The organism is Nocardia blacklockiae (genome assembly GCF_015477355.1).
Taxonomy (GTDB): Bacteria; Actinomycetota; Actinomycetes; order Mycobacteriales; family Mycobacteriaceae; genus Nocardia; species Nocardia blacklockiae.
Genome location: NZ_JADLRJ010000009.1, coordinates 214,707 through 241,344, shown reverse-complemented (window position 1 = coordinate 241,344; position 26,638 = coordinate 214,707). Strand labels below are relative to the sequence as shown.

8 protein-coding genes (1 of these 8 running past the window's edge) are annotated in these 26,638 nt (G+C 68.0%); 5 read left to right on the top strand and 3 right to left on the bottom strand.

Annotated elements, in window-relative coordinates:
* Positions 1–269: 269 nt before the first annotated feature.
* From IU476_RS25830 to IU476_RS25815, 4 genes are all read left to right on the top strand, one after another.
* Positions 270–1,328 (top strand): hypothetical protein, encoded by a 1,059-nt coding sequence (locus tag IU476_RS25830; RefSeq protein ID WP_195104268.1) that lies wholly within the window; start codon positions 270–272, stop codon positions 1,326–1,328.
* Positions 1,329–1,898: 570 nt separating this feature from the next.
* Entirely contained in the window at positions 1,899–3,380 is a 1,482-nt protein-coding gene (locus IU476_RS25825) for an NAD(P)/FAD-dependent oxidoreductase (protein WP_195104266.1), read from the top strand.
* 24 nt (positions 3,381–3,404) lie between these two features.
* Positions 3,405–5,177: a 3-deoxy-7-phosphoheptulonate synthase gene (locus tag IU476_RS25820; protein WP_195104263.1), complete on the top strand. Its 1,773-nt coding sequence runs from the start codon at positions 3,405–3,407 to the stop codon at positions 5,175–5,177.
* Between the two features lie 296 nt (positions 5,178–5,473).
* Positions 5,474–6,748 carry a cytochrome P450 family protein gene (locus IU476_RS25815; protein ID WP_438944072.1) on the top strand — a complete coding sequence of 425 codons (1,275 nt, stop codon included), beginning with the start codon at positions 5,474–5,476 and terminating at the stop codon, positions 6,746–6,748.
* Between the two features lie 76 nt (positions 6,749–6,824).
* On the opposite strand, the gene IU476_RS25810 is transcribed toward IU476_RS25815, so the two are convergent.
* On the bottom strand, positions 6,825–8,090 hold the full coding sequence (locus IU476_RS25810) for a cytochrome P450 (RefSeq protein WP_195104261.1): 1,266 nt from the start codon (positions 8,088–8,090) through the stop codon (positions 6,825–6,827).
* Positions 8,091–8,569: 479 nt separating this feature from the next.
* Between IU476_RS25810 and IU476_RS25805 the strand changes: the two genes are divergently transcribed.
* A complete protein-coding gene (locus IU476_RS25805; protein ID WP_195104260.1) occupies positions 8,570–9,814 on the top strand; it encodes a cytochrome P450 family protein in 1,245 nt (414 codons plus the stop codon).
* Positions 9,815–9,823: 9 nt separating this feature from the next.
* Here IU476_RS25805 and IU476_RS25800 read toward each other — a convergent pair whose 3' ends face one another.
* The gene (locus tag IU476_RS25800) at positions 9,824–10,477 is read right to left on the bottom strand and encodes a hypothetical protein (RefSeq protein WP_195104258.1); all 654 of its coding nucleotides are present in this window, start codon (positions 10,475–10,477) and stop codon (positions 9,824–9,826) included.
* Positions 10,478–10,553: 76 nt separating this feature from the next.
* Positions 10,554–26,638, bottom strand: partial view of a PfkB family carbohydrate kinase gene (locus tag IU476_RS25795; RefSeq protein WP_195104256.1) — the 3' portion only. The gene runs 14,854 nt beyond the window's last position; 16,085 of the gene's 30,939 nt are visible here — the last part of the coding sequence; its start codon lies off the right edge, out of view — the gene reads right to left on this strand; its stop codon occupies positions 10,554–10,556.

Here is a 26,638-nt window from a genome sequence, read left to right as displayed (position 1 = left end):
GACGTTCGGACCGAAACTTCGATGCACACGCGAAAAGTGCTGGCAGAGAGCATGTTTGACAAGGCACATGAAATCTGCTCGCCCGGCCGCGGCCCGGCGACCTCCCACGAACGGCACATCGGGGACGAAGTACCGGGGTACCCTGGGAAAGCTGGCAAACGATGTGAATTGGGCAGATTGTCTCTACTCGAGTTACGGAAACGCGCATGCAGAACACAGCAGAGCAAGCAAGATTCGCGCATTACGTCGGGACACTGCCGAGAGAGTTGATGACCGGAGACGAGGCGGTGCTGCGGTGGTTCGCCGACCACAGCGCGGGCCGTCCGGTGACCGCGCTCCCCTGCGATCTGGACCCGGACTGGATCATGGACTATCTGCTCTCTCGCAAGGAACACGACGTCTTCGAGCTCGTCGCGCCGGGTGACTACACCGACTACGGCGCCTTCCCCACCTACGGCGTGCGTCCGGGCCGGACGCTCGAGCCGAAGGACGTGGCGATGGGCCGGGTCGAGCGCATCGCCCAGGTGATCGCGGCCTTCGACGAGCTGCGCGCGCAACGGCCGGAGCTGGCCGACACCAAAGTGCAGATCTCCCAGCCGAACCCGCTCGACCTCGCGATGTTCGTGATGGCCGGCAAGGCGGTCGAGGCCGGCCTGCCGACCGGGAAGGCCCTGCGCCACTTCGACGTCGTGGTCGCCGCGCTGCGGAACCTGCCGGTGTTCACCGAGGCGGTACTGCAGGAGGTGGGCGAGGTCCAGGAGCGCTACGGCGACCGCGTGGTGTGGCAGGTCGAGTCGCCGATCGCGCTGCTGAGCATGGTCAAAGCCCAGCAGCTGCAGGCACTGTGGGCGCTGGCGCCGCTCGTCGCGGCGCAGCTCGCCGGTTTCGTGACGCGGCTGCACGAGCGCGGCGCGGAGTCGATCGTCCATCTCTGCTACGGCGACTACCAGCACAAGAGCCTGCTGTCCCCGCGCGATCTCACGCCCGCAGTCACCCTGCTCAACCAGACCGCGCGCCGCCTGGCGAAGGCGGGCGTGCCACTGCCGCCGGTGCACGTGCCGTGTGGATTCGGCGCCGAGCCGGCGCCGCTGGAGCCGAGATTCTATGCGCCGCTGTGGAAGCTGGCACCGGACTGGCGGGTGATCGCCGGCGTGGTGTCACCGGATTCCGCCGCCGACAGCCTCCGCGCGCGCGACCTGTTCGAGTCGGCCGCGGGCCGGCCCGTGTACGGCGTCGCCACCGCCTGCGGCCTCGGCCGTTGCACCGCGGCGAGCGCCGAGCAGGCGGTGGCGACCACCGTCGAGGTGGCCGCGGCGCCGCGCAACTGAACATCGAAGGGGCACGGCCCGAGGGGATCTCGGGCCGCGGCCACCGCTGCGCGATTCGCAATAGTGCGAACACATAGTTTCGACCGATTTGTCGGCAACGGTCCCGTGGGACCGCACTTGCCCGTACTCTGGATCGAGGCCTACGAGTCAACGAGGAAGACCGAGGTGATGACGAGACGACACGATCATTGCCGCTCCGCCGCCGATCAGGCCCTCCCCCTGCGGTGACCTTCCCGGCGCAGCGTCCAGTTCCGTAGACAACTTCCGGGTCGACCGGCCCCTTCGGCATCCCCTCTCCCCATGCCGCTTGTGAGCAGTTCGCCGCTGCTCCCACGCGCGGGTCTCCGCTACCCTTCAGCAGCCTCTCGCCGATCGGCGGCAATCACCCAGAAATGTTCTTGCACTTGAGGTTTCAACGATCGTTTCATACAATAACTTTTGCGCCACGCCGAATAGTTATCTAGCGGCAATGCTCGTTCCAGGTTGCTGATCACCCGTGAGCCCGGAGTGGGCCCGGTCGCCGGAAGCGGGCGTGCGCATTCCGTTGTCGGTAGTTTCCAGGAGTTTGCTATGGGAAATCCGCATGTCCTAGTCGTCGGTGGCGGCCCCGCCGGGTCGACCACCGCGGCACTGCTCGCCCGTTCGGGAATTCGCGTCACCCTCCTGGAAAAGGATCAATTCCCGCGGTACCACATCGGGGAATCACTGCTGGCGTCCTGCCTGTCGACACTGCGCCTGTCCGGCGCCTACGACGAGGTTGCCGCCCACGGATTCCAGATCAAACGCGGCGGCTATTTCCAGTGGAAGAACGACACCTGGCTGCTGGACTGGTCCAAGCTGATCGATGCCGAGGCCTGGTCCTGGCAGGTCGACCGCGCCGAGTTCGACAACATCCTGTTACGCAATGCCACCAAACAGGGTGCCGAGGTGATCGAACAGGCCACCGTCGAGAACATCCTGTTCGACGGCGACCGCCCGACGGCCGTCGAATGGAAGGTGGCCGGCGACGACGAGATCCGCACCACCACTTTCGATTTCCTCGTCGACGCGTCCGGCCGGGCCGGGTTGCTCTCGCGCCGGTACTTCGATATGCGCAAGCAGCACAATCTGTTTCGCAACATCGCCGTCTGGTCGTACTGGGAGGGTGCGCATCTGCATCCGGAGAGCCCCGAGGGCGCGATCAACGTCGTCTCGACCGACGAGGGCGGCTGGTTCTGGCACATCCCACTGGCGGACGGGCGATACAGCGTCGGCTACGTGGTGTCCACCAAGGTCGCGGCCGCCCGCATCCGCGAGCTGGGTTCCCGCGAGGCCTTCTACCACGACTCCATCCGCAACAACCCGAAGCTGGGCGCGATGCTCGAGGGCGCGCGGCAGGTCGCGGACGTCAAGGCCGAACAGGACTATTCCTATGTGTCCGAACGCTTCCACGGCCCCGGCTACGTCATCGTCGGCGACGCGGCGTGCTTCCTGGACCCGTTGCTGTCCACCGGCGTGCACCTGGCCACCTACGGCGGACTGACCGCCGCGGCCTCGATCGCGACCGCGCTGCGCGGCGAGATGCCGGAGTCGGAGGCGCTGGCGTTCTTCGACTACACCTACCGGCGGGCCTACGAGCGTTTCCTGGTGCTGGTCTCCCGGATGTACGAGCAGTACATCGGGGCCGAGGAGTACTTCTCGCACGCCAGCACGCTGACCGAGGTGCACGAGGGCGACACTCCGGAGCAGTCGTTCACCCGAATCATGGCCGGGCTCACCGATGTCGGCGAGTCCTCGGGCGAACAACAGCGCACCGACTCCGAGACCATCACCAGCGAGGCCGGGCGCATCGACGAGGACGGCGTCAATGTGAAGTACATGGGGCATCTGGACATGTCCCCGGTCTGGAACATCTGGCGCGATCCACTGGGCGCGGACACGGTGATGGGCGAGGTGCGCATCACCACCGAGCCGACCCTGGGCCTGACCAGCAGGCCGCGCAGCGCCGAGGAGATGGAGGGCGTCGTCCGGCCGTTCCTGCCGCCGAAACGTGACGATGTCGAGGCGCACTGACGGATCGTCGGACACGGATTTCTCGTGACGATCACACATTCCGTTCCCGCGTCGCCCGGCGACTCCTCGCCGGGCGATGCGGGGGTGCGCTCCCCCCGGGACGAGATCGCCCGCTTCGCCCATCCGCTCACCCGAATGCTGCTGGCCAGTGACGGTTTCACGATGCCGGTGCTGGAGGCCATCCTGCGCACCGAGCTCGAGGTGCGGGTGCTGCGGCAGGACGACGTGGCGGCCGGCCGGATGCCGGCCACCGTCACCGACGCCCTCCAGGTGTCGGGTTCGGACCGCGTCATCGTGCGGCGCTCGTGCCTGATCGACCCGGACATGGTGACCGTGTCGGTCAACCACGTGGTCACCGTCAGCGGCCCGGCCGCCGCGACGGGGGTCGACGACGTGCAGATGCCGATCGGCTACAGCCTGGTCTCGCGCGGGGTGTCCCAGCGCCGCCAGGTGCTGCGGGCCGGCGTGGCGCGCTGGCCGGACGGCCGCCTGTGCGCCACCAAGGCGTACATCATCACGCTGGCCGACCGGCCGCTGTGCTACATCCGCGAATCCTTCAACCCGGATGTCATCCCGCCCGCGGGCGCCCACCTCACCGAGGGCGATCCGCACTGGGCCGACGAACCCGACACCCCGGAGCCGACGCCCGCCGATCTCACCACGGCGCCGCGGGAATCGGCTGCGGCACAGGACGAACCGCCGCAGGGCAGCGTCGAGCAGCTGCGGACGCTGCCCCCGCTGGTCGACCCGAGCGACTGCGAGACCCTGACCGCCGACCTGGACGCGGCGGCCCGCGGCCAGGCCTTCGTCCTGCACCTCGGCGACGGCGGCGGGCACCTCGACTGCGACACCCGCACCCTCGCCGCGCGCCGGGCGCTGATCCACGCCGCCACCGCGGTGCTGACCCACGGCCTGGGCACGGAGGTGCGCGTCGTGCCGATCAGTCACCTGCCGGGACGGCTCGGCACACTCGACGACGACGGCCGCACCGCGTCGGATCCCTTGCTGGAGACCTACTTCCGCGCGGCCGCCGCGCTCAACTACTGGCGCGGGCAGCAGGCTCCGGTCGCGCTGAGCGGCGATCTCCTGCGCGAGGTGGCCGACCGGTTCGCCGAGCCCGCCACCCGCGACCTGATGCGCGAGGTCGCCGGGCTGCTGCCGCTGGCGGCGTCCGCGCCGACGGCCTCCCGGGAGTTGTTCAGTTCCATTACGCGCCTGCATATTTCGCACGAGGCGCCGACGCTGTGGTACGGGGCCGCGCTCACCCGCGGCGGACCGGACCGGCACTGGTGGGACTGTTCGACGCAGCTGGTGTGGATCGGTGATCGGGTGCGGAACGCCCAGGGCCGCAGGGTGTTCGCGGCACGCATCCGCAATCCCGTGGCGGTGACGATCACCGCGGCGACCACCCCGCACGAGGTGGAAAGGCTGTGCCAGCAATTGAATCCGGACGATCGGCCGGGCCGGTTGACGCTGGTGGCCCGGCTGGGCGACGAGCGGGTGACCGAGTGGCTGCCGGAGCTGATCGGCACGGTGGCCGCTCGGGAGACCCCGGTGTGCTGGATGTGCGACCCGACGGCCCTCGGGGTGCAGGCGCAGCACGGCGGCGGGCAGGCCCGCATCGACGGTGTCACCGCCGGTATCCGGGAGTTCCTCCGCGTTTGCCGGGCGACCGGTACGGTTCCCGGCGGGCTGCATCTCGAATGTCCGCCCGGTACCGGCGAATTCACCGGTTCGGGCGAATGGCAGGTCCTGCGGTGCGTCGTGACCGCGATGGCCGAGCTGCGAGCAACCTGAGCCGGAACCGACGGGTGTGGGCCGCTGCGCGCCGGACCGGCGCGCAGCTACATCCGCGCGGCGATAACGAGTTCGGGCCAGCTGTGGGATGAGGTTGCCGCACGCGATGGCGATCGTTGCTATGTTGCTACCCGTGGGCGAGTCGCCAAGTTTCCGGTCGACGGGTCGTGGAGGCTGCTGTTCCGCCCCCGCCGCGACCCGGCGCGCCACGGACCTCGCTCGCGGCAGGCGCCCTGCTCTACGGGCCCGCGCTCACTGATCGCTTCACGTCGGTTCTCTTGTCTGGAGTCACCTCTTTGACCACACCACAGCCCCCCTCCACCTACACCACCGCGACCGGGATGTGCCCCGTTCAGCACGGGGCCTCCGGGGACACCGACGACGGGGTGCCGATGTACACCCAGGAGTTCGTCGACGACCCGCACACCGCCTACCGCGAGATGCGCGAGAAGTACGGCTCGCTGGTGCCCGTGATGCTCGCCCCGGGCGTACCGGCCACGCTGGTGGTCCGGCACGAGACCGCCGTGCGCATCCTCAACGACCCCGACCACTTCCCCACCGACCCCCGCACCTGGCAGGACACCATCCCCGCCGACTCCCCCGTCCGCCCGATGATGGCGTACCTGCCCGCCGCGCGCTACAGCAACGGCGCTCAGCACCAACGGTATCGGACGCCGTCGCGGGCGGCCATCGACAGCATCGACCTGCACGCCGTGCCGGCCACGGTCGAGCAGATCGCGCGGCCGCTGATCAACAACTTCTGCACTGACGGCTCCGCGGACCTGGTGACCCAGTACGCGTTTCCGCTCGTCCTCGATGTGCTCAACCACATGGTCGGCTGCCCCACCGACATCGGCGAGCAGGTGGCGACGGGCATGGCGCAGCGCTTCGAGGGCCGCCCCGAGGGCATGAAGACGCTGAAGATGGCGCTGATGGAGCTGATCCGGCTCAAGCGCGAGCACGGCGGCACGGACGTCACCGCGGTGCTGGCCGAACCGCGCTACGGCCTCGACGACGAAGAGGTCTTCGCGCAGCTGATGAGCTTCTACGGCGCGGGCTTCGAGGCACAGCGCAACCTCATCACCAACGCGCTGGTGCTGATGATGACCGACGACCGGTTCCAGAGCCAGAATGTGCTGGGCCGCAACCTGTCCACCGTCGACGCGGTCGACGAGGTGCTGTTCAACGACCCGCCCATGGCGAACTTCTGCACCACCTACCCGCGCCAGCCGATCATGGTCGACGGGGTCTGGCTGCCCGCGCACAAGCCGGTCGTGATCAGCCTGGCCGCCTGCAACAACGATCCCGCGATCCGGGGTGCGGAGTTGGGCGAGAGCAGCATCGGGAACCGCTCGCACCTGGCGTGGAGCGTCGGCCCGCACGCCTGCCCCGCGCAGGACCCCGCGCGGCTCACCGTGCAGCACGCCATCGATCAGCTCTTCGACGCCATCCCCGACCTGACGCTGGCCGTGCGCAAGGACGGACTCGCCTGGCGGCCGGGCCCGTTCCACCGCGCGCTCGCGTCGCTGCCCGTCACCTTCGCGCCGTCCCCGCCGCTGTACCTGGGCTGAGCCGGGTCGCCGACCCGAGCGTGGCCCGCACCGACCGAATCCGCTGTGCGGCGGGACGTGCGGGCCGCGGGGGTCGTCAGCCGAGATTGAACGGCGCCGACTTCGGAAAGGCGACCGGCAGCGCGACCAGCGCGCGGTGGAACGGGCCGGGGCGCCACACCAGCTGTTCGGCCGGGACGGCGAGCTGGATCTCCGGCAGCGCGTCGAGAAGCTGGTCGATCGCGTCGCGCGCGATCAGATAGGCGACCGAGCGCGCCGGGCAGGCGTGCGGGCCCGCGCTCCACGCCAGATGCGACCGGTTGCCGGTCCGATCACCCCCGGCGACACCGGGATCCGCGCCGACGGCGGCCATGCTGATGACGACCGGTTGATGCGCCGGCAGCCAGACCTCGTTGATGAGAATGGGCTGGCGCGGGTAGCTCACGCAGTAGTTCGCGAGCGGCGGGTCGGTGAACAGCACCTCGTCGAGCGCGTCGCGGGTGGCGAGGCTGCCGCCGATCAGGTCGCCGCCCAGATGGTCGTCGGTGAGCATGCGGCGCAACGTGTTCGCGATCAGATGCACACCCGGCTCGACGCCCGCCGCGTACAGCGTGACCAGCTGGTGCATCATCTCCTCGTCGTCCAGGCCCGCCGGGTGGTTCAGCAGGCGGCTGGTGATGTCGTTGCCGGGATGGGACCGCTTGTAGGCGATGTGCTCGCGCAGGGCGTCGAGCAGCATCGCGTTGCCGGCCTCCGCGTCGCCCTGGGCGTCGAACATCATCGCCGAGCCGGTGGCCACCCGCTGGCCGATCTCGGGCGTGCACCCCAGCAGGTGGTCGAGGGTGTTGCGCACCAGCTTGTAGATGTATTGCTCGAGCAGGTCGGCGTAGCCCTCGTCGCAGAACTCGTTGATCAGCGCGATCGCGATCCGCTCGATCACCGAATGCATGTGGTGCATGTCGATGCCGTCGATGGCGGCCGTGTTGGCGTCGCGGTAGCGGTCGTGCTCACGGCCCGAGGTGCGCAGCGCGTTCGGCCGCCAGCCGAGCATCGGCAGGACCGGGCAGTCCTCCGGGACGGACTGCTGCCAGGTGCGCGGGTCGGCGGGGAAGTGCGCGGGATCGTTGAGGATCTGCACCGCGGCCCGGTAACCGATCACCAGGGTGGCCGGCACCCCGGGTGCGAGCATGACGGGGACCAGCGACCCGTGCTGCCGCCGCATCTCCGCGTAGGCGGCGTGCGGGTCGGCGGCGAATTCCGGCGTGTACATCGAGAACCGCTGCCCGTCGACGAAGAGCGGCGAATCCTGCGTGCTGGAGCGGCCCGGCGCTGCCTGCGCACCCGGTGGATGGGAAGTGGTCACAAGTGATCTCCAAACGGTCGGGAAGACGAAATTCGGTCACCGGCAGCAGCACTCGGCACAAACTTCCCCCTCCGATGACGAGAACGTGGTGGTCCGGGCGCCCGAGCAGCGTCGAGGCGCGCGATACCGGCGGGGTGCATCAAACTCGTTGCCCCCGAACATATTTCGGGTGCAACAAGCCCTACATCGTAGTCAACCGCGGAGCATCCCGCAGGCTAACCGAGCAGACCGGAGGGAATTTTTTACGCGGAACGGCCGGTTTGTTTGTTTGAGCTGCGGCGCTGTCCGATTCGGGCGGCGGCGAGGTCCGCCCGGAACGGATCTCGGCTACCTCCACGCGCGCTGCCAGCAACTTCTTCCCCGGCTCTCCCCTTCGGCATGCGGACAGGCGTCCGAGTCGGTACGATAGACGACCGTCGACCCGAATTATGCTCGGGGACAATACTTTTGATGATCACGTTGCTGCGGAGGAGATCGCGATGGAGCACGACGGCCCGTTGGTGCTGGACCTCGAGGGCGGCGACATCCAGGGCGAATCCGCGCGCCTGCGCGCCCGCGGCCCGCTCGCCCGGGTGCTGCTGCCCGACGGCGTCCCGGCCTGGTCCGTGACCGACCAGTCGATCCTGCGGGAGCTGCTGCGCGACCCGCGCGTCTCGAAGGATCCCCGCCAGCACTGGCCGGCCTTCGTCAACGGCGAGATCACCGATCGCTGGCCGCTGTTCACCTGGGTCGCGGTGAACAACATGTTCACCGCCTACGGCGACGAGCACACCCGCCTGCGCAAGCTGGTCTCCCCCGCCTTCACCCATCGCCGCACCCAGGAGATGCGGCCGCGCGTCGAGGCGATCGCCACCGACCTGCTCGACGAGCTGGCCCGGACACCACCCGGCCACCCGGTCGACCTGCGCGAGGGCTACTGCTACCCGCTGCCGATCCGGGTGATCTCCGAACTGATGGGCGTGCCGGAGGCGCTGGGCCCGGGGCTGCGCAAGTGCGTCGACGGCATCTTCGACACCACGCTGACCGCCGAGCAGGAGGTCGCGAATTTCGTGGAGATGCAAGCCATCCTGCGCGAACTCGTGACCTACCGCCGCGAGCACCCCGGCGACGACATGACCAGCGTGCTGATCACCCACCGCGACGAGGAGGACGACACCCAGCTGACCGAACAGGAGCTGGTCGACACCCTGCTGCTGATCATCAGCGCCGGCCACGAGACCACCGTCAATCTGCTCGACCAGGCGATCTTCCTGCTGCTCGGCAATCCCGACCAGCGCGCGAAGGTGGTCTCCGGCGAGGTCGAGTGGCGGGAGCTGATCGAGGAGGTGCTGCGCTTCGAGGCGCCCGTGGCCCACCTGCCGCTGCGCTACGCCGTCGAGGACATCGACCTCGACAGCCCCGCGGGCCGGATCCACCTCGACAAGGGCGATGCCATCCTCGCCTCCTACGCCGGTGCCAACCGGGACCCTCGCGTCTACGGCCCGACCGCCGACACCTTCGACGTCACCCGGGCGGACAAGCAGCACTTGGCCTTCGGTTACGGCAAGCACCTCTGCCTGGGCGCTCCCCTGGCCCGCCTGGAGGCCACCACGGCGCTGTCCATGCTGTTCGAGCGCTTCCCCGAGATGGCGCTGGCCGCCGCGCCGGACGAACTCGGGGCGGTCCCGGGGTTCATCTCCAACGGCCACCGTGTGCTCCAGGTGGCGCTGACTCCGTCGGAGTAGCGCAGACGCTCACACCAAAGCGGCTCGGTCGCGCGCGTAGCCGATGAGTTCGTCGGCGTAGACGAGCGCGTCCGCGTCCGCGTAACACTCGCGTAGTCGGGCGAACGCGTCGTCCAGCTCCGGGCTCGGCCCCTGCTCGGCGAGCAGGACGACGATCGCCTCCCAATGCCGGCCGTCGCGGTGCGGGAGGCTCAGCAGCTCCTCGAGGTAGCGACCCGGCTCGACCAGCCGCAGCGCCCGGCGCGCGTACGCGTGCACCCGCCGCGGCAATTCCGCACGGACGGTGTCGATGTCGGCCTGCACGGCGTGGCCGTTGTCCACCCGCACCGACCAGGGCGTGGTCAGCTCGTCGGCCAGCTCCCCGGCGCCGAGCAGCCCCGGCCCGCTCGCCCGCTCGAGCGGAACCACCGGCAGCCCCAGCCGCTCGTCCCGCCACCTGCGAAACTCCCACCAGGCCACCGGCGTGGCGGCCAGCTCGAGCCCGAAACGCAGCACCTGCTGCCCACCGGTCCACGTGCGCGACACCCTGGTCCGTCCCACCGCGGCCACCCCGCCGGACGACACCCGCACCCACACCGGCTCGCCCCCGTCGAACCCATAGGGCCCCAGCGACTTCCCCGTCTCCCGCAGCAACCGCCGCAACGCCGTATCAGCCTTGACCATCCCCGCACCCTAGCCCCGCCCACCGACGAACCCCCCGCGCCGAGCCGACCGCTCACGACATGAACTCGGCGCCCGCTCATTCCGGTCGGTCGAAGACCCCGCGGAGACGGCGTGCCGCCTCGGCCGCGAGCTGAACGGCGGTGGTCGAGGAAATCCCCAGGCGTGCGGCCACATCGGTGAGCGGAAGTCCTTCGGCGAAGTGCAGGAGCAGAACGCGTTCGGCGATCTCCGGGTCGGGCAGATCGGCGAGCGCGGTGCGCACGCTGGCGATGAAGTCCACATCCGTGAACGGCGTGGCCGCGGTGCTGTCGGCGAACTGGCGGTTCATACTCCCGGCGCGGGTGAGGACAGGTGCGTCCGAGAAGACGGCGCGACGGTCGATCAATGCTCGGGCGTCGGCGACGATGGGTTTGGGGAGATCGAGTGCGCGCACAATCTCGTCATCGGCGATCGCATCCGCAGAGCCGCCTGGGCCCAGTTGCTCGACTCGCGACCTGAGGTAGCTGTTGACTTTGACACAATGTTTGCGCATGCCGGGAGAAACATCGGGAAACCGGAGCTCGAAATAGGTTTCGAGCGCGGCATAGTGCGCCGATGCCCAGGCGGCGGATAAGAGGTCACCCGGCGGGGTGAAATTGGAGATTGCGCGAAGGATGGCTTCGCGCGCTCGTTGTCGTGCTTCTTCTGCAGAACTGCGGTCGAAGTGAAACCGACGAACCACTGCCGGGACCACCCAACCGTACGTCTCGTCGAACCGGGCATAGATACGGTTCCGAAGAACTCTTTCCTCGGCGCTCCCCACCGGTGTGGCTATCAGGTTCCAGCACAAGTCCTCTAACTCGACCCTCACCGGCGGACCGGGAGGATATCTGGAAAAGCGCCGCAATGCGGACGTCATCAACTCATTCGGCATCATGCCGGCGTCACGCACCCGTCGCATATTGACGAGCCGTCCCCAGGCCCGAACTTCTTCCTTGGCAATTATGAACTTTGATACCCCGGTACGTTCGGCAAACTCCACTCTGGTCATTCGATGGTAGAGTCGCAGGGCCTTCTTCCAACCCTGTATGGATACATAATCGTCCGGGTCGGGCCAGGTTTCTCCGGTGCTGTTCATACGGTAGGAATAACCCCAGGCGTCCGCCAGATCGTTCCAGCGTCCGGCCCGGTACAGTATGCGATCATAATATTGCAGCATCGATAGTTCCGACATTCGCGGCGACGCTGCCGGTCTGCTCGTGTGATTACGGTAATGATGGTCGGACATTCCGAAGGTCACGCGAACATCTTGGTGTTTCAATCGATTCACCCGGCGAAAATACTGTAGGTACTCACCGAAGGATTCCGTGTCCCGCGTATCGGGAAAGACCAATGATGCCCGCGGCAAGTATCGGAAACACTCCGCGACTTCCTCGTAGTCGACTCGCCGTTGCGGCGCAGTATGACGCAAGTAGCCACGCATCGTTGTCACTGTCGGTCGAGACGACGAGCACTCGGCCGCGACGATCACCCCAGCCGGTGACAAGCCGGTCAGTTCAGCCAGTTGCCGCCTCGTCAGGCCTGCTTCGTCGCGGAGGAAACGGCAGTAATCGGCGATATCGGTATAGCCCTCGGGATAGGCGGCGACTCCGGCCGGAGTCAGCAGGCCGGGATAGTGGCGCGCGGCGTCGAGGTAGGCGTCACGGGCGCCGGGCACCCGTCGCAACAGCGCACGCAGATGATCGAGGGGAAGGTCGGCCGTTTGTTCGGCGCGCGCCCAGGCGCCGGCGGGCGCGCCGATCAGATGGTCCATTCTCTCCGGCGTGAACACGAGGTATCGGCGTATCTCGGTGAGCCATGTCGACGCGTTCGCGAAACCGGGGCGGGGAAACGGCGCAGCGTTATCCGTGGTGTCGGGGTCCGGCACGGTGAGACCGGCGTAGTCCAACCATCGCGACACCTGTTCTCGCGAAAGTCCGAACATGTGCCGGTATTGGTCGAGGGTGAGGCGTGGCGTTTCGTCGGAAACGGCCGAGCGCGCCCGATACCACTCCAGGAAACGCTTTCGCTCCGGCGAGATCAGGCAGATCCGGTGCAACACCGCGGTGAACGTTTCGAATGGCACGCCCGCCGCGTGACAATATATGCGGAGGAATTCAGCACTCGGCGACGCACGCGTTTCGAGGTGCGCGATGTGCTGTCGGTGTTCCTCGAGACCGATAGCTTTCGGGTACTCCGATTGACTCAGCCGCCGGTAGAGGCGCAGTGCCCGGAACCAATCCCGAATCGAACGATAATCGGCGAGTTCGGGATCGGTCTCACCGGCCGGATTCATACGATAGGTGTATCCCCAGGCGGCAGCTATGTCGTTCCACGGTCCCGCACGGTGCAGCGCTCGATCGTATGCCTTCAACACACTCAGCTCGTGTGACACGATATCCGGATCCGGGTCCGCCCCGAAGAATCGACGTCCTCCGCCGAATATCGGCTCCATCTCCGGCCGGGTGAGATTGTTGATCCGGCGGAAGTACCGGAGATATTCTCGATACGACGCGGCCACGTAAGGGCCGGGGAACACCAGTTCCTCCGGCGAATAGGAGAATGCCTCGGCCAGTTCACCGTACGTTACAGACGGCCCGGCAAGCTGCAGTCGTGCGAATGCCTGCACGATTTCTTTCGGCGGTCGATTCTCGCCGAGCTCCCATTTTCGTAGACCGGTGTCCGATGTGGCCAGCAGCCGAGCCACCTGCAGACGGCTCAGGCCCGCGGATTCGCGAACGTGCCAGATGTAGTCACCGATGCGCGCATAGCCTTCGGGACAGTCCGGCGCGCCGTCCGACGTGACCAGTTCGGAGTAGTGGCGAGCGAGGTCGGCGTAGGCGTCACGGGCGCCTGGCACCCTTCGCAGCAGTGCCCGAACATATCGGACGCTCAACGGGATTCGTCCCTGTTCGGCATCGTCCCAAGTGCCCGGCGGCGCTTCGAGCAGTTCGTCCATGCGTTCGGGGACGAAACCCAGATAGTGCCGCACCGCGGCCGGCCATGCGGCTATGTTCTCGCCGGGGCGCGGAAATGGCCCGGAAACCTCCTCGTCCGCCGGAGGGAGTCCCGAATCGGCGATCCACCGCTCTGTCTGCTCGGGAAGCAACCGCCGCATGTCGCGGTAACCGGAGAGCGAGAGTCGGGACGTACCCGCCGACCCGGCGGCCCGCCCCCGATACCACTCCAGGAATTGCTGTTCCTCAGGGGATTTCGGGGTTCGGACGTCTACCACCGCTCCGGTCATCGCGCGGGCCGACGAGGGCACCACCCCGTATCCCACCACCTTCGCGAAGAGGTGCCATTTTCCGCCACTTCTGCGAACCTTGGTGATTCGAATCTCCAGCCCTTGCCCGAACAGCACCTCGTTCTGTTCCGGATACGGCCCGTTCGGCCCGACCCACAAGGCCTCCACGCCTTTCGGCACCTCGATATGGAGTTCCACCGCCGGGTCGGTGTCCGCGACAGGAACCGGACCGCTACCCAAGGTCGCGGAGGTGAAGCCGGGTTCGATCCAGGTGGTGCCCACCAGCTCGTACGGACTGCCGCCGCCTACCATGAACGCCACCTCCCGCAGGCCGCGATGGACTTCCAGCCCCTCCGGCAAGGGATGCCGCACCGCCCTGTTCAGCAGTTCGATGCGCTCCAGCAGGTCGGCGACAGTAGGCCACTTCCCGAAAGCCGCGGTCAGCGCCCCACGCATTCCCGCCGAGCCCGGCCTGCGAATCGTTTTCTGCAAGTCGCGCCAAGGGTTCGCGGAGCCCAGGACGCGCGCGACGATATCCCGTTGCACGGGAGTCAGATCCGGCCGTATCGCCGCTCGGCGGATATCGGACAGCGTGGGCACCCTGTCGTACAGCTCGAAAAGACTCCACCCGTCCTTGACATCGCCGTGGAACTCAGCCAGCTTCCGCTCCACAACCACCGGGTCGATGATTCCGGTCGGCCGCAGAAAATATTGATACACATACGAATTGGCGACACATTCGAGAACGGCCGACCGTTGGTCGTCGGGAAGGCCGCGGAACGGCGCGCTCAGATACTCTTCGCCGTACATCCGGGCGAGACGATGCGAGTCGAACCGCCGTATACCGTCGACGACGTGACCAGGTTTGTGGTCGCTCCGGGAGACCGCGCCGGCGCGAATCTCCGCACGCGCGACAACGGAGCGGAAGGATTCGTCCCCCGACCACGGCGGGTTACCAGCAGCAGCGAGAACTCGCTCCCGCGCCGTATCCCCGATCGGCACTGCCGGTAGCAGGGTCGGGCCACCGGCAGGAACCACCACCCCGTCGGCGTCGTACTCGATGACCGCCAGGCGGTCCCCCGCAGGCGGCAATCCTGGGGGGGCTTCGCTCGGCACGGCCTCGACCGGCGTCGCCTTGCCGACCGAGCGGCCGTGTGTGCTCGGCAGGCTTCTGAAGATGGTCCAGACTGCCGGGTCCCGCAGGATTGTTTCCGCGGAGAAGACGCCGCTCCGTTCCAGCCGCGCGCGGAGATCCGCGCTGTTGACGGCGATCCGGATGGGTTTTCGAGCACCCAGCGCCGACAATCGGTCTGCGAGCAGACCGATGGTGTCGCGGTCTTCGGTCGAGCGGAACGGATTGTAGAAGTAGAAGGCGGTGCCGTCGGAAAGGTCCGCTTCGAGGACATCCTGATTGACGAAGCGCACGTGCGCCAGACCCAATGCGCGGGCGCGGGTTTCGGCGTGGTCCGCGTAGGCGGGCTGGATCTCGAGTCCGACCACCTGCCCGACCGGTGTGAATGCGCCGAAGAAGAGTCCGGCCGTCCCGAGGCCCGAACCCAGGTCGTACAGAACGTCGTCGGCGGTGAGTTGCAATGCGTCGGAGACCGGTGCCAGATATACGAGTCGAGAGGGCTCCGGGTAGATGATTCCCGTCTCCGGTCCCAGCGTCGGCGACAACCCGTCGAACGGTGCGTGCGGCCTTTCCGAAGACGGCATCTGGTGGTACCGATACGGCGGCTGGCCGAGGATGTGCGTCAGATGGATATCCGCCTGAGTCCCATAATCGAGAGCCGTCAATTCCCGGAGTTCGCGACCGAAAGCCTCCCGTGCCAAGCGGTCTCCCCGGACGAACATCCGCTCCCGCATGTCGAGATAGACGGGATCGACTTCCTCCGCACCGGTTCTTCCGGGGTTCTCGTCGCCTCCGTGCTCACCGGAGGGAGTAGAAGTTTGCGCACCGCCGGACCACGGTGTCGAAAGTGGCGGATCAGCCGTCTCGGCCTGCACCCCGGGTGTGCGTGCGGACCACGGAGTAGACAGCGGGGAGACGACTCGCGATGCGTCCGGCACTTCGTCTCGACCGGCCGACAGTTGAGGGAGCGCCGCGGAAAGGTCATGCGCGTAGGGCATCGACTCGGCGCCGCCGGAATGGCCGACCGTGTGCGCGGCCACGGACAAACCGGCCTGAACCGCGCGGTCCACGGGTAGTCCGGCGGCGATTCCCATGGCGAGGGCTGCGGTGAACGCGTCGCTCGCCCCGGTCGCGTCCACCACCGTGGCCGGATGTGCCGGGAACACCTCCGTGCGGCCGTGGTGGTGCACCGCGCAGCCCGCCGCGCCGAGCGTGACCACGATGAGCGGGACGCCCAGCAGATCGAACAGTCGTTGCGGGAGTTGTTCCGCCGGAACAGTTTCCGCGTCGACCGACGCGGCGGACAGCAGCGCCCGCGCTTCCAGCTCGTTCGGCACCAGGATGTCCGCCATGCGTATCGCGTCGAGCGAACTCGGTTGAGGAGCCGGTTGCAGGACGACCCTCGCGCCGTGTTCGTGGGCGGTGGTGGCGATCAGCTCGACGATCGGGGGGGACAGCTGGGCGGTCAGCAGGACGACATCGGCGTTCTCGATCGCTTCGAGGTTCGCTCGAATGTCGTCGGCGGTCAGTTCCAGTTCACGGGGGGCGTGGTTCTTGAACGACGGCTCGCCGTCCGGACCGACGAGACACGCGACCTTCTCGGACTCGACACCGTCCTCGACCCGGACCCCGCGACTGCCGATTCCCTCGCGGCGCAAGGCCTCTCGAATATCGTGGCCGTCGGCTCCGACGGCGGTCACGATGTCCACCTTCGCACCGAGCCGCGCGGCGGCGACCGCCTGGTTGAGCGCCTTGCCGCCCGCCGTTTCGCGAATCGATCGGGCATCGCGGTATTCACCGTCGGCTGGGAGTTCGCCGTAATCGACGACGACATCGATCGTGGCGCTGCCGAACGCGACTACCCGTGGATTACCCAGTGGCCCAACGGCTTCCGCCTGCGCTTCCGCCGGATGGTCGTCTTGCCCGATCGGGAGATCCGGCAGCGACGCACCGGCCGGAACCATCTTCTCGCCGGGCAGCAGCAAGGATTCGCCGTGCCGATCGAAGGCCATGACCAGAATGCCTTGTATTTCGCGGTCGGTCGCCAGGTGGGCGTGATGATCGCCCGACGCCGTCCCCGAGTCCTGCAGTTCGAACCAGTCCGCCCGGGTGCGCGCGTGGTAGCGGTATTCCCACCGAGAAACCTCACCCACCGCCCCGGGTCCGCCGGGTCCGGTCGTGTCGATGACGATCAACGACATCCCGTCGCGCTCTTGCGGATCCACCCCCGCTACCAGTTCACGAAACGACTGCTCGACCCACCGGTACGGCTGTTCCGGATCGACGGGCGCCCGCTGCGGACGCCCGCCGGACGCCTCCACGACATTCTTCACCGACCAGCCGTTCGCCCCGACGATGTCCGCCACGGCGATCGGGGATCGACCCGTCCGGTACCGATGCATCGCGATAATTCGCGCACACCGACTCCGGTCGTCGGCTTCGGACCGCACCGCGACGGACCTGTCGCGGGAAGTCGTGACCTTGTCGGTCGTCCGGGCCCGGTTCCGCCATAGATTTTCCTTCCAGCCGGAGCCTTTGAACAATGCCGGGTTCAACTCGGAGGGCGGCCGCCACACCCGCGCCTCCTCCTCGTAGTCGTGAGCGATGTTCAGCAGCGCGGCCTCGGTCCCCGGGGTGCCGACCAATGTCGCGCCGAGCGGCTGATTGGTGCGCGGGTCGTATCCGAGCCGGATGGTGACCGCAGGGTACTTGGCCCGGCCGTACACCTTGTGTGCGGTGTCGTGGAAGAACAACAACGCGTCCGCTCCACTCGCGGCGAATACCGAATCGAGCCGCTCCCGCGCCGTCCTCAACACGAGTTCGCGATGAGCGTGGTATTCCGCAAGCACCGCCGGATCGTTCAGGTCGATGGCATCGGCTTCGCGCAATCTGCCCTGTCCGTATGTGGCAGTTCCCTCCCCGAGGAGATTCTCGTCGTTGAATCGGATCAACTCGGCCAGTTTCCTGATCGGTGCGCCGGCGGGCAATCGGGCCAGGTACCGTTCGAAATCGCGCTTCAGTTCCCAGGTGAACAGCGGCTCGGGTAGGCCGGCCTCATGCACCTCGACCGGGATCAGCGTCGCGCCCAACGCTCTGAAGGTCACCGCCGCGCCGCCGAAATTGTCCGGCGCTCCGATCATTCCGATGCGACGACCACGCAGGGCTCCGCGAGTCAGCCCTGCGGCGTAGTCCGTGCCCGCTCGATCGGCAGTGCGCTCGGTCGGTGGATCCTCGGGATCCGGGCCCGCTATCACGGTCAGCAGGATCGCCGCGTCGCGCACGGTCCGGGCAAGCACACCCGCGGTGTCCAGGGTGCCCGAGGCCGGCAGTATCCCGGTCCGGCTCACCAGGTCGATCGGTTTGACCCCGATCGCCGAGGTGTGCACCGCGGGCGAGACGATGGAGCCGGCCGTCTCGGTCCCGATGACCGCCGCTGCCAGGCCGGCCGCGACCGGATCCGCTCTGCTGGATCCGCCCAGGACGGCACGCGGACCGTAAGGGCTGTGCCCATGCCCGCCGAGCGCGCTCCATGCGGCGGGCGTTCCCTCGGACATGAAGCTCGCGAACTCGGTCATATTGGTCTTGCCGAGGATCACCGCCCCGGCCTCCCGCAGCCGCTGCACGATGAACGCGTCCCGGGCGGGATAGGAATCGCGCAGGGCCACGGACCCGGCGGTGGTCGGCATGCCCGCCACATCGATATTGTCCTTGATCAGGATCGGTATTCCGTGCAGCGGGCCGCGCACGTGCCCCTGCCGACGTTCGGCATCCAGCTGCTCGGCCTCGGCGGCAGCGTTCGGATTCAGCGCCAGCACCGCATTCAGCGGTGGGTACACGCTGTCCGACAGCTCGATACGGCGCGAATAACCTTCGACGAGATCCACGGAGGTGACCACGCCGTCGGTCATGGCGCGTTGCAGCGTGACTATGTCCGCGCGTTCCAGATCGACAGTGGTCTCCCGGTCGCCGGAGTCGGACGGTACCGACGATTCGCCGACCGTGCCTACGATTTCCAGAACCGAATCCAGCCACTCGTCGAAATCCGAGTCGTATCGGTCGATGTCCGGAGGCGGTTGCTTCTTTTCCAGCTGTACCCCGACGTCAGCGTCGTCCAGCGCCGCTATCGCCGTGTCGAGCCGGGTGAGCAGCGTGTTCGCGCGGGCTATCGCGCGGAGGATACGCATGGCGGCGACGAGCCGATCGGATTTCGTCGCTTGCAGGTTCATCAAACGCATCAGTTCATGCCCACCCCAACCGAATTCGTCCAGCGCGGCGATATCGAGATCGAATTCGTCGACCGGTCCGTCCAGCAGGGCGGTGAACCTGTCTCGTCGCTGACTCGCGACATCGTCTCGCAGGGTCGTCAGATACTCGCGCAACGGCGCGGAACCGGACGGTCCACGAACGTGATCAGGTGTCTTGTTCACGGTGGCGAGGTCATCGGTCGGCGCGGTTACGTGCTGGATCACCGCGGCCATATCGGAATTCAGCAGGTGGATCGTGTCGTGGAGCTGGACGGCCATGGTCGTCCGCTGCACCAACCGGTGCAAATTCTCGGCGCGGTCCTCGTCATCCGACGCGCGGGCGGCAGTCAGCAGGTGCCGAAGCCGCGCGAGCAGCAGCGCCATACCGGTGCGTGAATCCCAGGCGGGCAACCCGTATTGCGCTGCCTCCGAAAGGATCCGACGATGCGACGGCTCGTGCGACCGCAGTACCCGCTCGTAGTCCTCGAGCGCGGTTCCGAGGCTGTACAGCGCGACCGCCTGGCATTTCAGGCGTTGCGCGGCGGCAACCTCTCGACTCACGGTGGCAAGGATCGAGCCGATCACCGGCACCAGCGCGCCCAGCGGCCGGAAGCCCGCGGACGCGGCCACAATCCCGCGCAGGCGGGCAAGCGGCGCGGCGAGCCGCCGGCGCGCTTCGTCGACTCGGAGTGCCAGCGCCGCCTCCACGGCGTCGACCGCTCGAGCCCAGTCGTCCAAACCACGGAAATCCTCGACGAGCCTGACAACAGCATGCGAATCGGCGAAAGCCGCTGCGGCGGCAACGAACTCGGTTGCCGCAGGGTGCTGCTCCCGCCACTCTGTCAGAGCCTGACGAAGCCACGCGTCGTCCACCGTCCGGCCGGGCTCGACGCCGAGCATGTCGCTCACCTCGCCGCGCAGCCGCCGATGCCTGCCGGACCAGCTCTCCCACGTCGACGAATCGGCCCGCAACAATTCACCGGCGTCGATGTCGTGGGGTCGCAGCAGCTCTACCAGTTCTTCCCGCAGGAGCGCGGCGCGGTCGTCGACCCGACGAGCGACCGCCGACCGGACTTCCGCCTCGTCGTCCGTGCTGGTCAGACCGCTCCGCTCGCTACCGATACGCAATTCCGCTGGCGGAGTGTCGGTTTCGGCACCCGGCAGTGACAGCGAACGACCCGTGCGGTCGAAGGCCATCACCCAGACAGCGGCCAGTTCGGCGGGACGCGTCGTATCGTGCCAGTACCCGAACAGATTCCTACCGGGATCCTGCTGCTCGAACCAGCCGGTGTTCGTGTGCTCGTCGTACCGGTATTCCAGGCGATAGGTGTGCGCGCTCACGCCGTGCTCGTCGACCTCGTGTGTCCCGTCGACCATGACGAGGGAGACCCCGTCACGCTGGTCCGGAGGCAGTGCGTCGATGACCGCGAGCGCCGATCGCTCCAGACCGAAATGGGGATTGACCCGATCGATGGCGAACCGCTGCGGGTCTCCGTGCAACGCCTCGGCGTAGACCCGCAGGGTAATCCCGCTGAGACCGACGGTTTCCGGAACGACGACATCGCTTCTGCCCGTGCGTTCTCGGTGCAGCTCGGCCGTCAGCGGAGCGCACCGGTTCGCGACATGCGCATCGGTCGGCCGGTAGGGCGCGGAGCCGTCGCTCCCGGTGGGCTCCGCGAACGGCGGAGCCATCGTGACTGCGGGCAGCGTGTCGAATTGTTCGTTCTGAAAAGCGAGTTCATTGCTCCACACCGCTCTCGTCTCCGCCGCGTCCACCATCTCGCGGAGCAAGGAGCAACGGACGAGCAGGTCCAACTGCTCTCGGGGGACTCGGTCTCGCAACTGCCGCAGCGCGTGCTCGACGGCCACGCTCACTTCTTCCGGATCCAGCTTCGCGGCCGGGGCCTCGGCCAGGCTGTGCAGTCGTATCGAAGCTTTCGTGCCGAGCGCCGCCACGGCCCGACGCAGTTCTCCGCCGAGCAGGACGCGCAGGGCGGCAGGGTGTTTCGCGTTCGGCCCCAGATCGTCGAGATCGACACCGGTGCGGGCGGCGAGCCGGCGCAACTCGCCCGACGCCTCCACCAGACCCGACTCGACCTCGTGTATCCAAGTGATCCGGTCCGGAAGCGTTTTCACGGCCGCCCGCAAGCGGTCCTGGTAATCGAGCCACCGGCCGCGCTGGTCGATCAGATCCAGGGCACGGCTCAGCGCGCGATAACGGCGGGCCACGACGTCGGCGCGCACGATATCGTCGTCGCTCCGGGCGATCTCGGGCGAGCGCGGCGACGCACTGTCGTGTCGCACGTCCCACCCCCGCGTACTCAGCCACATTCCGGACCGCAGCACGGTGGCGCGCAACTGTGACCGCGCGTCGCGGGGGTCTCCGCGAAACAGGTTGCGGTCCAGCGGGAAATCCCGGAGGTGAGCCTCCAAGAAGCCGGACAGCCGGTCGTCGACCGCGCGGATCTGCTGCTCGGCTTCGGCGTATGCCGCTGCCACCGCGTCGATTCGGTCGATTCGCACCGTCGCGCCGACCAGCAGACGCGCGTTGTCGAGCACGCGGTCGAGCCGATCGAGCCGGTCCGGGTGAGCACCGTCCGCGGCCATTCGCTGACGCGACCCGCTCAATCGGGTCAGTTCGTCCGCGCCGGCAACGCCGGCATCCAAGCGGGTCGAGTCGACGTCGAATTCCGTTCCTGCCGAAGCCAACTCGTCGATCAGCGCACGTCGCCGGTCCACGAGCGTGTCCCGTGGAGGGATCAGATCCGCCCCCAGCCGTCCGCAAGCCGATGCGTCGGACGCCCCGACGGCGGGAGCGGAATGCCCGGAAAGTTCCGAATTCAGTTGAGACAGGACGTCATACAGGTCCTCTTGCAGCCGATGCGACATGTCGTTCAGTTCGGCGAGCTGCTCCGCGTCCCAGAGCATATCCCCGAGCTCCTGGGCTTCGTCGGACTCGGCCGTGTCGACGGGCATGCGCCGCAGGCGTTCACGGATCGCCAGCGATATCGCGCGGGGTTCCCACTGCGCCAGGCCCCGGTCCCTGGCGTCCTCACCGAGCCGATCCGCGCTCCACTCGAGTGAAATCCGTTGCGCGTCGAGCTCTTCCAGAGCCGCGCCGAGCTGATACAGCCGACGCGCTCGACCTGCCCAGCGCCGCACTGCGGCCGCCTGTTCGACCATTCGTGCCAGCACGGTCCCGAGCCCCTCGAGCAGCACGCCGTGCGGTACGACCCCGATGCCGGCCCTCAGGCCGTGCGCCCGTGCCAGCGTCCGGCACAGCGCCGCGCTGTGCCGAGACAGTTCCTCCTCGACCGCGTCGACCGTCCGCGCCCACCGTTCGAGGCGGTGGATGTCGTCGATCAGCTGAGCGATCGGCTGGAAGTCGCCGAAACGGTTTGCCGCAGCGGCTATTTCAGGCGCGGCGGGGCCACTCGACCGTATTCGGTCGGCAGCTCGCGCGATCCACTCGTCGGTGGCCCTGCCGTCCTCGACTCCGAGCAGCCGCCGCAGCCGATCCCGGGTCGCGTAGTACGGAGAGAACCAGCTCTCCCAAGCCGGTGAGCCGGTGAGCAACAGGTCCGCCGCCACGACCGGGTGGCGCCACAAGCGCGCATCCAAATCTCGCCGCAGCCGCTCGGCCTCGGCGGCCACGCGGCGAGCGACCGCCGATCGGGCCGCCGGGCCGGTATCGGGTACGCGCGGCCGCAGTCGTCTGGTGATCTCGCAGGGGACCTCGGCAACCAGGTCGCGGCCGAGCTGCGGGTTGTCCCCCGCCAATTCGACCAGTGCGGACGGGCTCGGGAAGTCGGCCGGCCGGCCGGCGAGCCGACGCGCCACCTCATCCAGCAGCGCTCGATCGGCCTCGGTGCTGTGCCGACGCAGTCTCCTCGCCGCCCAGCGCAGACTCCGCAATCCTTCGTGCCGGGCGATCGGGTCGTCGAGCGGCCATTCCGCGCCCAATCGAATTGCCGCTACACCGTATTCGGACAGAGTTGTTCCGTTGATCCGGTCTACTCCGCTCTCCCTGAAGTAGCCGTCCGTCCGTTCGGCCAAGGCCGCGTGGAACCCGTTGTCCGGTACTCCCTCATCGAGATAGGTGAAGTCGGTGACGACGATTGCTCCCGCCTCGTCCATTTCGATGTCCAGATTGAAGAATCCGACACCGTTGTCGCTGTCGTCGACGATTTCGGCGTAGACGGTGAAACTGGCGGTGTCCAGCTCCGTGTCGTCGTCCGCTCCGGGCCGGCGCATCTCGAATTCGTCGACCGTGTCCTCCGCGAACTGCCAGCCTGCCGTGTACTGCGCCGTCGTGGCCCGCACCCGATACGGCCCGCACTGCCAATCGCCGGGGAGCACGCCGCGCAGCAGCGCGTTGTAGGGCTCCTCGTGCGTCAACAACTCTCGCAACGAAAGTTCTCGCATCGGCTCGGCGGAAATTGGCGGATAGAAGTCGAACGAGGCCGACGCCGGTGCGGCCGTACGCGTGGCGGGATCGGCGGCCATGTACTCGCTGTAGTCGCGTATCAGGTCCACGTTGGCCACGCTCAACAGCCGCTTGCCGAGCTGGGGATCGTCCTCGCCGGCGAATTCGACCACCTCGGCCGGTGTGGAGCCCGCGTGACCTGCCAGTTCGATCCGCCGCAGGAAGGCGGCCAGCCGTCGGCGATCGGCGGGCGTGATATCGGCGATCAGTCTTCGGCCCGCGGCGCGGAGCGCTTCGACAGCCCGTTCGAATCGGACTCCCGCCGGATCCCATCGCACACCCGGTTCCGCCGCGACGAGCACGGCGGCCTCGATTTCCGGGACGAATTCCATACGGTCCGCCCCAGGCCCGAAATACTCGTTGTCCAGTCGCGCGAGGAACGAGCTGTACACCTTGACGGGATAATTGCGTTCGTTGTGCACGCCCGGCACGAACCGGATCACGGTTTCGCCACGCTCGTCGCGATCGATCTCGAACCTCGGCCACCACACCACCCGGCCGGCTGCCGGATCGGTGATCTCGCCGGCGAAGGTCAGTCCGAGGCCGCTCGCCGGGGACCCGGCGGGAACTTCCGTCATCCGGTAATAGGCTGTGGTGACCCGGAACTCGAGACGCCCGTACCGCCCGTCCAGTCCCCCGAGCCGCCGCAGCAGCAAATCGTTGTCCGGCTCGCTCACGGCCAGCAGTTCGGTCAGCGGAGTCGCCGCCGCCGGATCGGCGGGCCGCACCCCGGGATCGTCCCGGCCGACCCGCACATCCGGCGGAGTGGTCCCCGGCTCCGCACCCGGCAGGCGCATCGAGTTGCCGAACCGGTCGAAACCCATCACCCAGATGCTCTCCAGGTCGGCCGCTGCGCCGACGTCTTCCCACGGCCGCCGCAGCCCACGGCCGGGATCCTGCTGCTCCACCCAGCCGTTCTCGCCGTGCTCGTCGCAGTGGTACTCCCAGCGATAGGTGTGCGCGCCGATGCCGTGCTCGTCCACGGCCCCCGCCACGTCGACCACGACGACCGACACCCCGGCACGCTGCTCGGCGGGCAACTCCGCGACCGCCTCCAGCAGCGACTGCACGACCCGCCGATGCGGACGGTCCGGGTCGATGACGAACCGCTGCGGGATCCCTTGCAGAAGTTGCGTATAGGTGTCGAGGGACACCCCTCGGAGACCGACATCCTGTGGCACCGCGACGTTTTCGTTGCCGGTCCGGGCCTTGTGCAACGCCGCGGTCAACGGCACGCACTGACTGGCCGAATGACCCTCCGGAGCAATGTATTCGGTAGTCCCCGCGTCAGGTCCTATCTCGCGCCACCCCACGTCGCCGACGGTCTCGACTGCCGCGTACAGCGCGTTGTCCAGCTCCGCGTCGTACCGTTCGAGCGCGGCGGTCCGGGCCTTGATCGTGTCGGCAACGGTATTCGCCACCGGCTGCCACCGATCCGGGTCCGCCTCGACCTTCGGCGCGAGTGTGCGCAGCCGGTGCTCGGCCGCCTCGCGCTGCACCTCGACGTCGGCCCGGTCGCGTCGCAGCCGAGCGAGTCGCCGCACGTGCCGCTCCAAGGAGAAATACCAGCCGCTCCAGGTGCTTTCGTCGTCGAAGGCGTCGAGCAGCCTGCGCAGCCCGAGGTAGCGCTCGGCGAGATACGCCGCGCGCGGCGATTCCGGATCCTGCCGCAGGTCGGCGACGCGGCGGCGCACCTCCTCGAGTGGCGAGTCCCACCCGTCGCCCGGCAACTCGGCCTCGCAGGCGCGGATCGCGGCGACCATCGTCGACCGATCGGGTTCGAGTGCGCCCCGGGCGATCCGGTGATCCAGCGGGAATCGCCGCAGATGTTCCGCCACCAGGCGCGCGAGCCGCCGCTCCCCCAGCCGCATGCGGTGGTCGGCTTCATCGATCCCCGCGACGAGGGTGTCGATCTGCGCCGATCGCCTGCGTCCACGGCCGAGTTCGTGGATCAGGTGGATGGTGGTGTCGACCCTCTCGGACTCTCCGGGCGGCACCGCGGTCAGCCGGCTCAGGTCGTACGCGCCGCCACCAGGCTCGTCCAAAGCCGCGATATCCAAGGCTGATTCACCGCTCGGCCCGTCCAGCAGCGCGGTGAAGGCGCGTCGGCGGCGGTGCAAGACGTCCGCACGCAGCGCCGCCAGGATCTCGCCGAGTCCCGCGTCCTCGGGGAGTTCACGACCACGCCACAGCGGCCCGTCCGCTACGACGGAGATACCGGCCAGCGCTCGATTCAGCAGCGCGAGAGCACTATCCAGATCGGTCTTCAGCAGGTGCACCGTGTCGTAGTGCTCGACGGCCGCCGCAACCCGCGGCGCCAACCGCTCCAACCGTTCGACGTCGGCGGCCGATACGACGCCGAACGAGTCCGGCTCGGCCAGCAGCCGCCGCACCCGAGCGTCCAGCAGCAGAAGGCCCTCGCGCGACTCCCACGACGACGAGCGGAAACCCCGGGCCGCCGCGAAGATCTCGGGCAGCGAATGCCGAGACGACTCCTGCTCGTAGGCTTCGAGAGTCGTTGCGAGAGCGCAGAGATCGCGTGCCTGTTCCGCCAGCCGCTGTAGCGCCGCCGTGCGCCGTCCCGTCGCGGAGGTCGCGCCTGCCGGCCGCGCCAGTTCCGCTTCCACCGCCTCGATCGTGTCCGCCCAGCCCTCCAGTCGCTGGATCTCGTCGACGAGTTCCGCGACGCGCGCGTTCTCCGTGAACGCTCGCGCCAGCTCAGCGAATTCGCCTGCGGGGCGACTGTTTTCGCTGTCCTCCGCCAGCACATGGAGGATCCGACCGTCGTCTACCGCCCCGCCGCGCGCGAACCCGAGCATGTCGGCCAGAGATCCGCGCACCTCCTGGTATCGAGCGAACCACTCACTCCACGTGGGTGAGCCTGCCCGCAGCAGTTCGGCGGGCTCGATACCTTGGGCAGCAACCAGCCCGGCCAGTTCCCGCAACCGCTGCGCCGCTCGCTCGCGAACGCGGCGCGCCACCGCCAGCCGGGCGGCCGGATCGGTTTCGGCGGCGCGAAGCGGCCGGGCCGGAG

Excerpts from the sequence above, each read along its gene's own strand:
- IU476_RS25830 (WP_195104268.1), top strand. The coding sequence starts at position 270 with ATGACCGGAGACGAGGCGGTGCTGCGGTGGTTCGCCGACCACAGCGCG.
- IU476_RS25825 (WP_195104266.1), top strand. The coding sequence starts at position 1,899 with ATGGGAAATCCGCATGTCCTAGTCGTCGGTGGCGGCCCCGCCGGGTCG.
- IU476_RS25805 (WP_195104260.1), top strand. The coding sequence starts at position 8,570 with ATGGAGCACGACGGCCCGTTGGTGCTGGACCTCGAGGGCGGCGACATC.
- IU476_RS25800 (WP_195104258.1), bottom strand. The coding sequence starts at position 10,477 with ATGGTCAAGGCTGATACGGCGTTGCGGCGGTTGCTGCGGGAGACGGGG.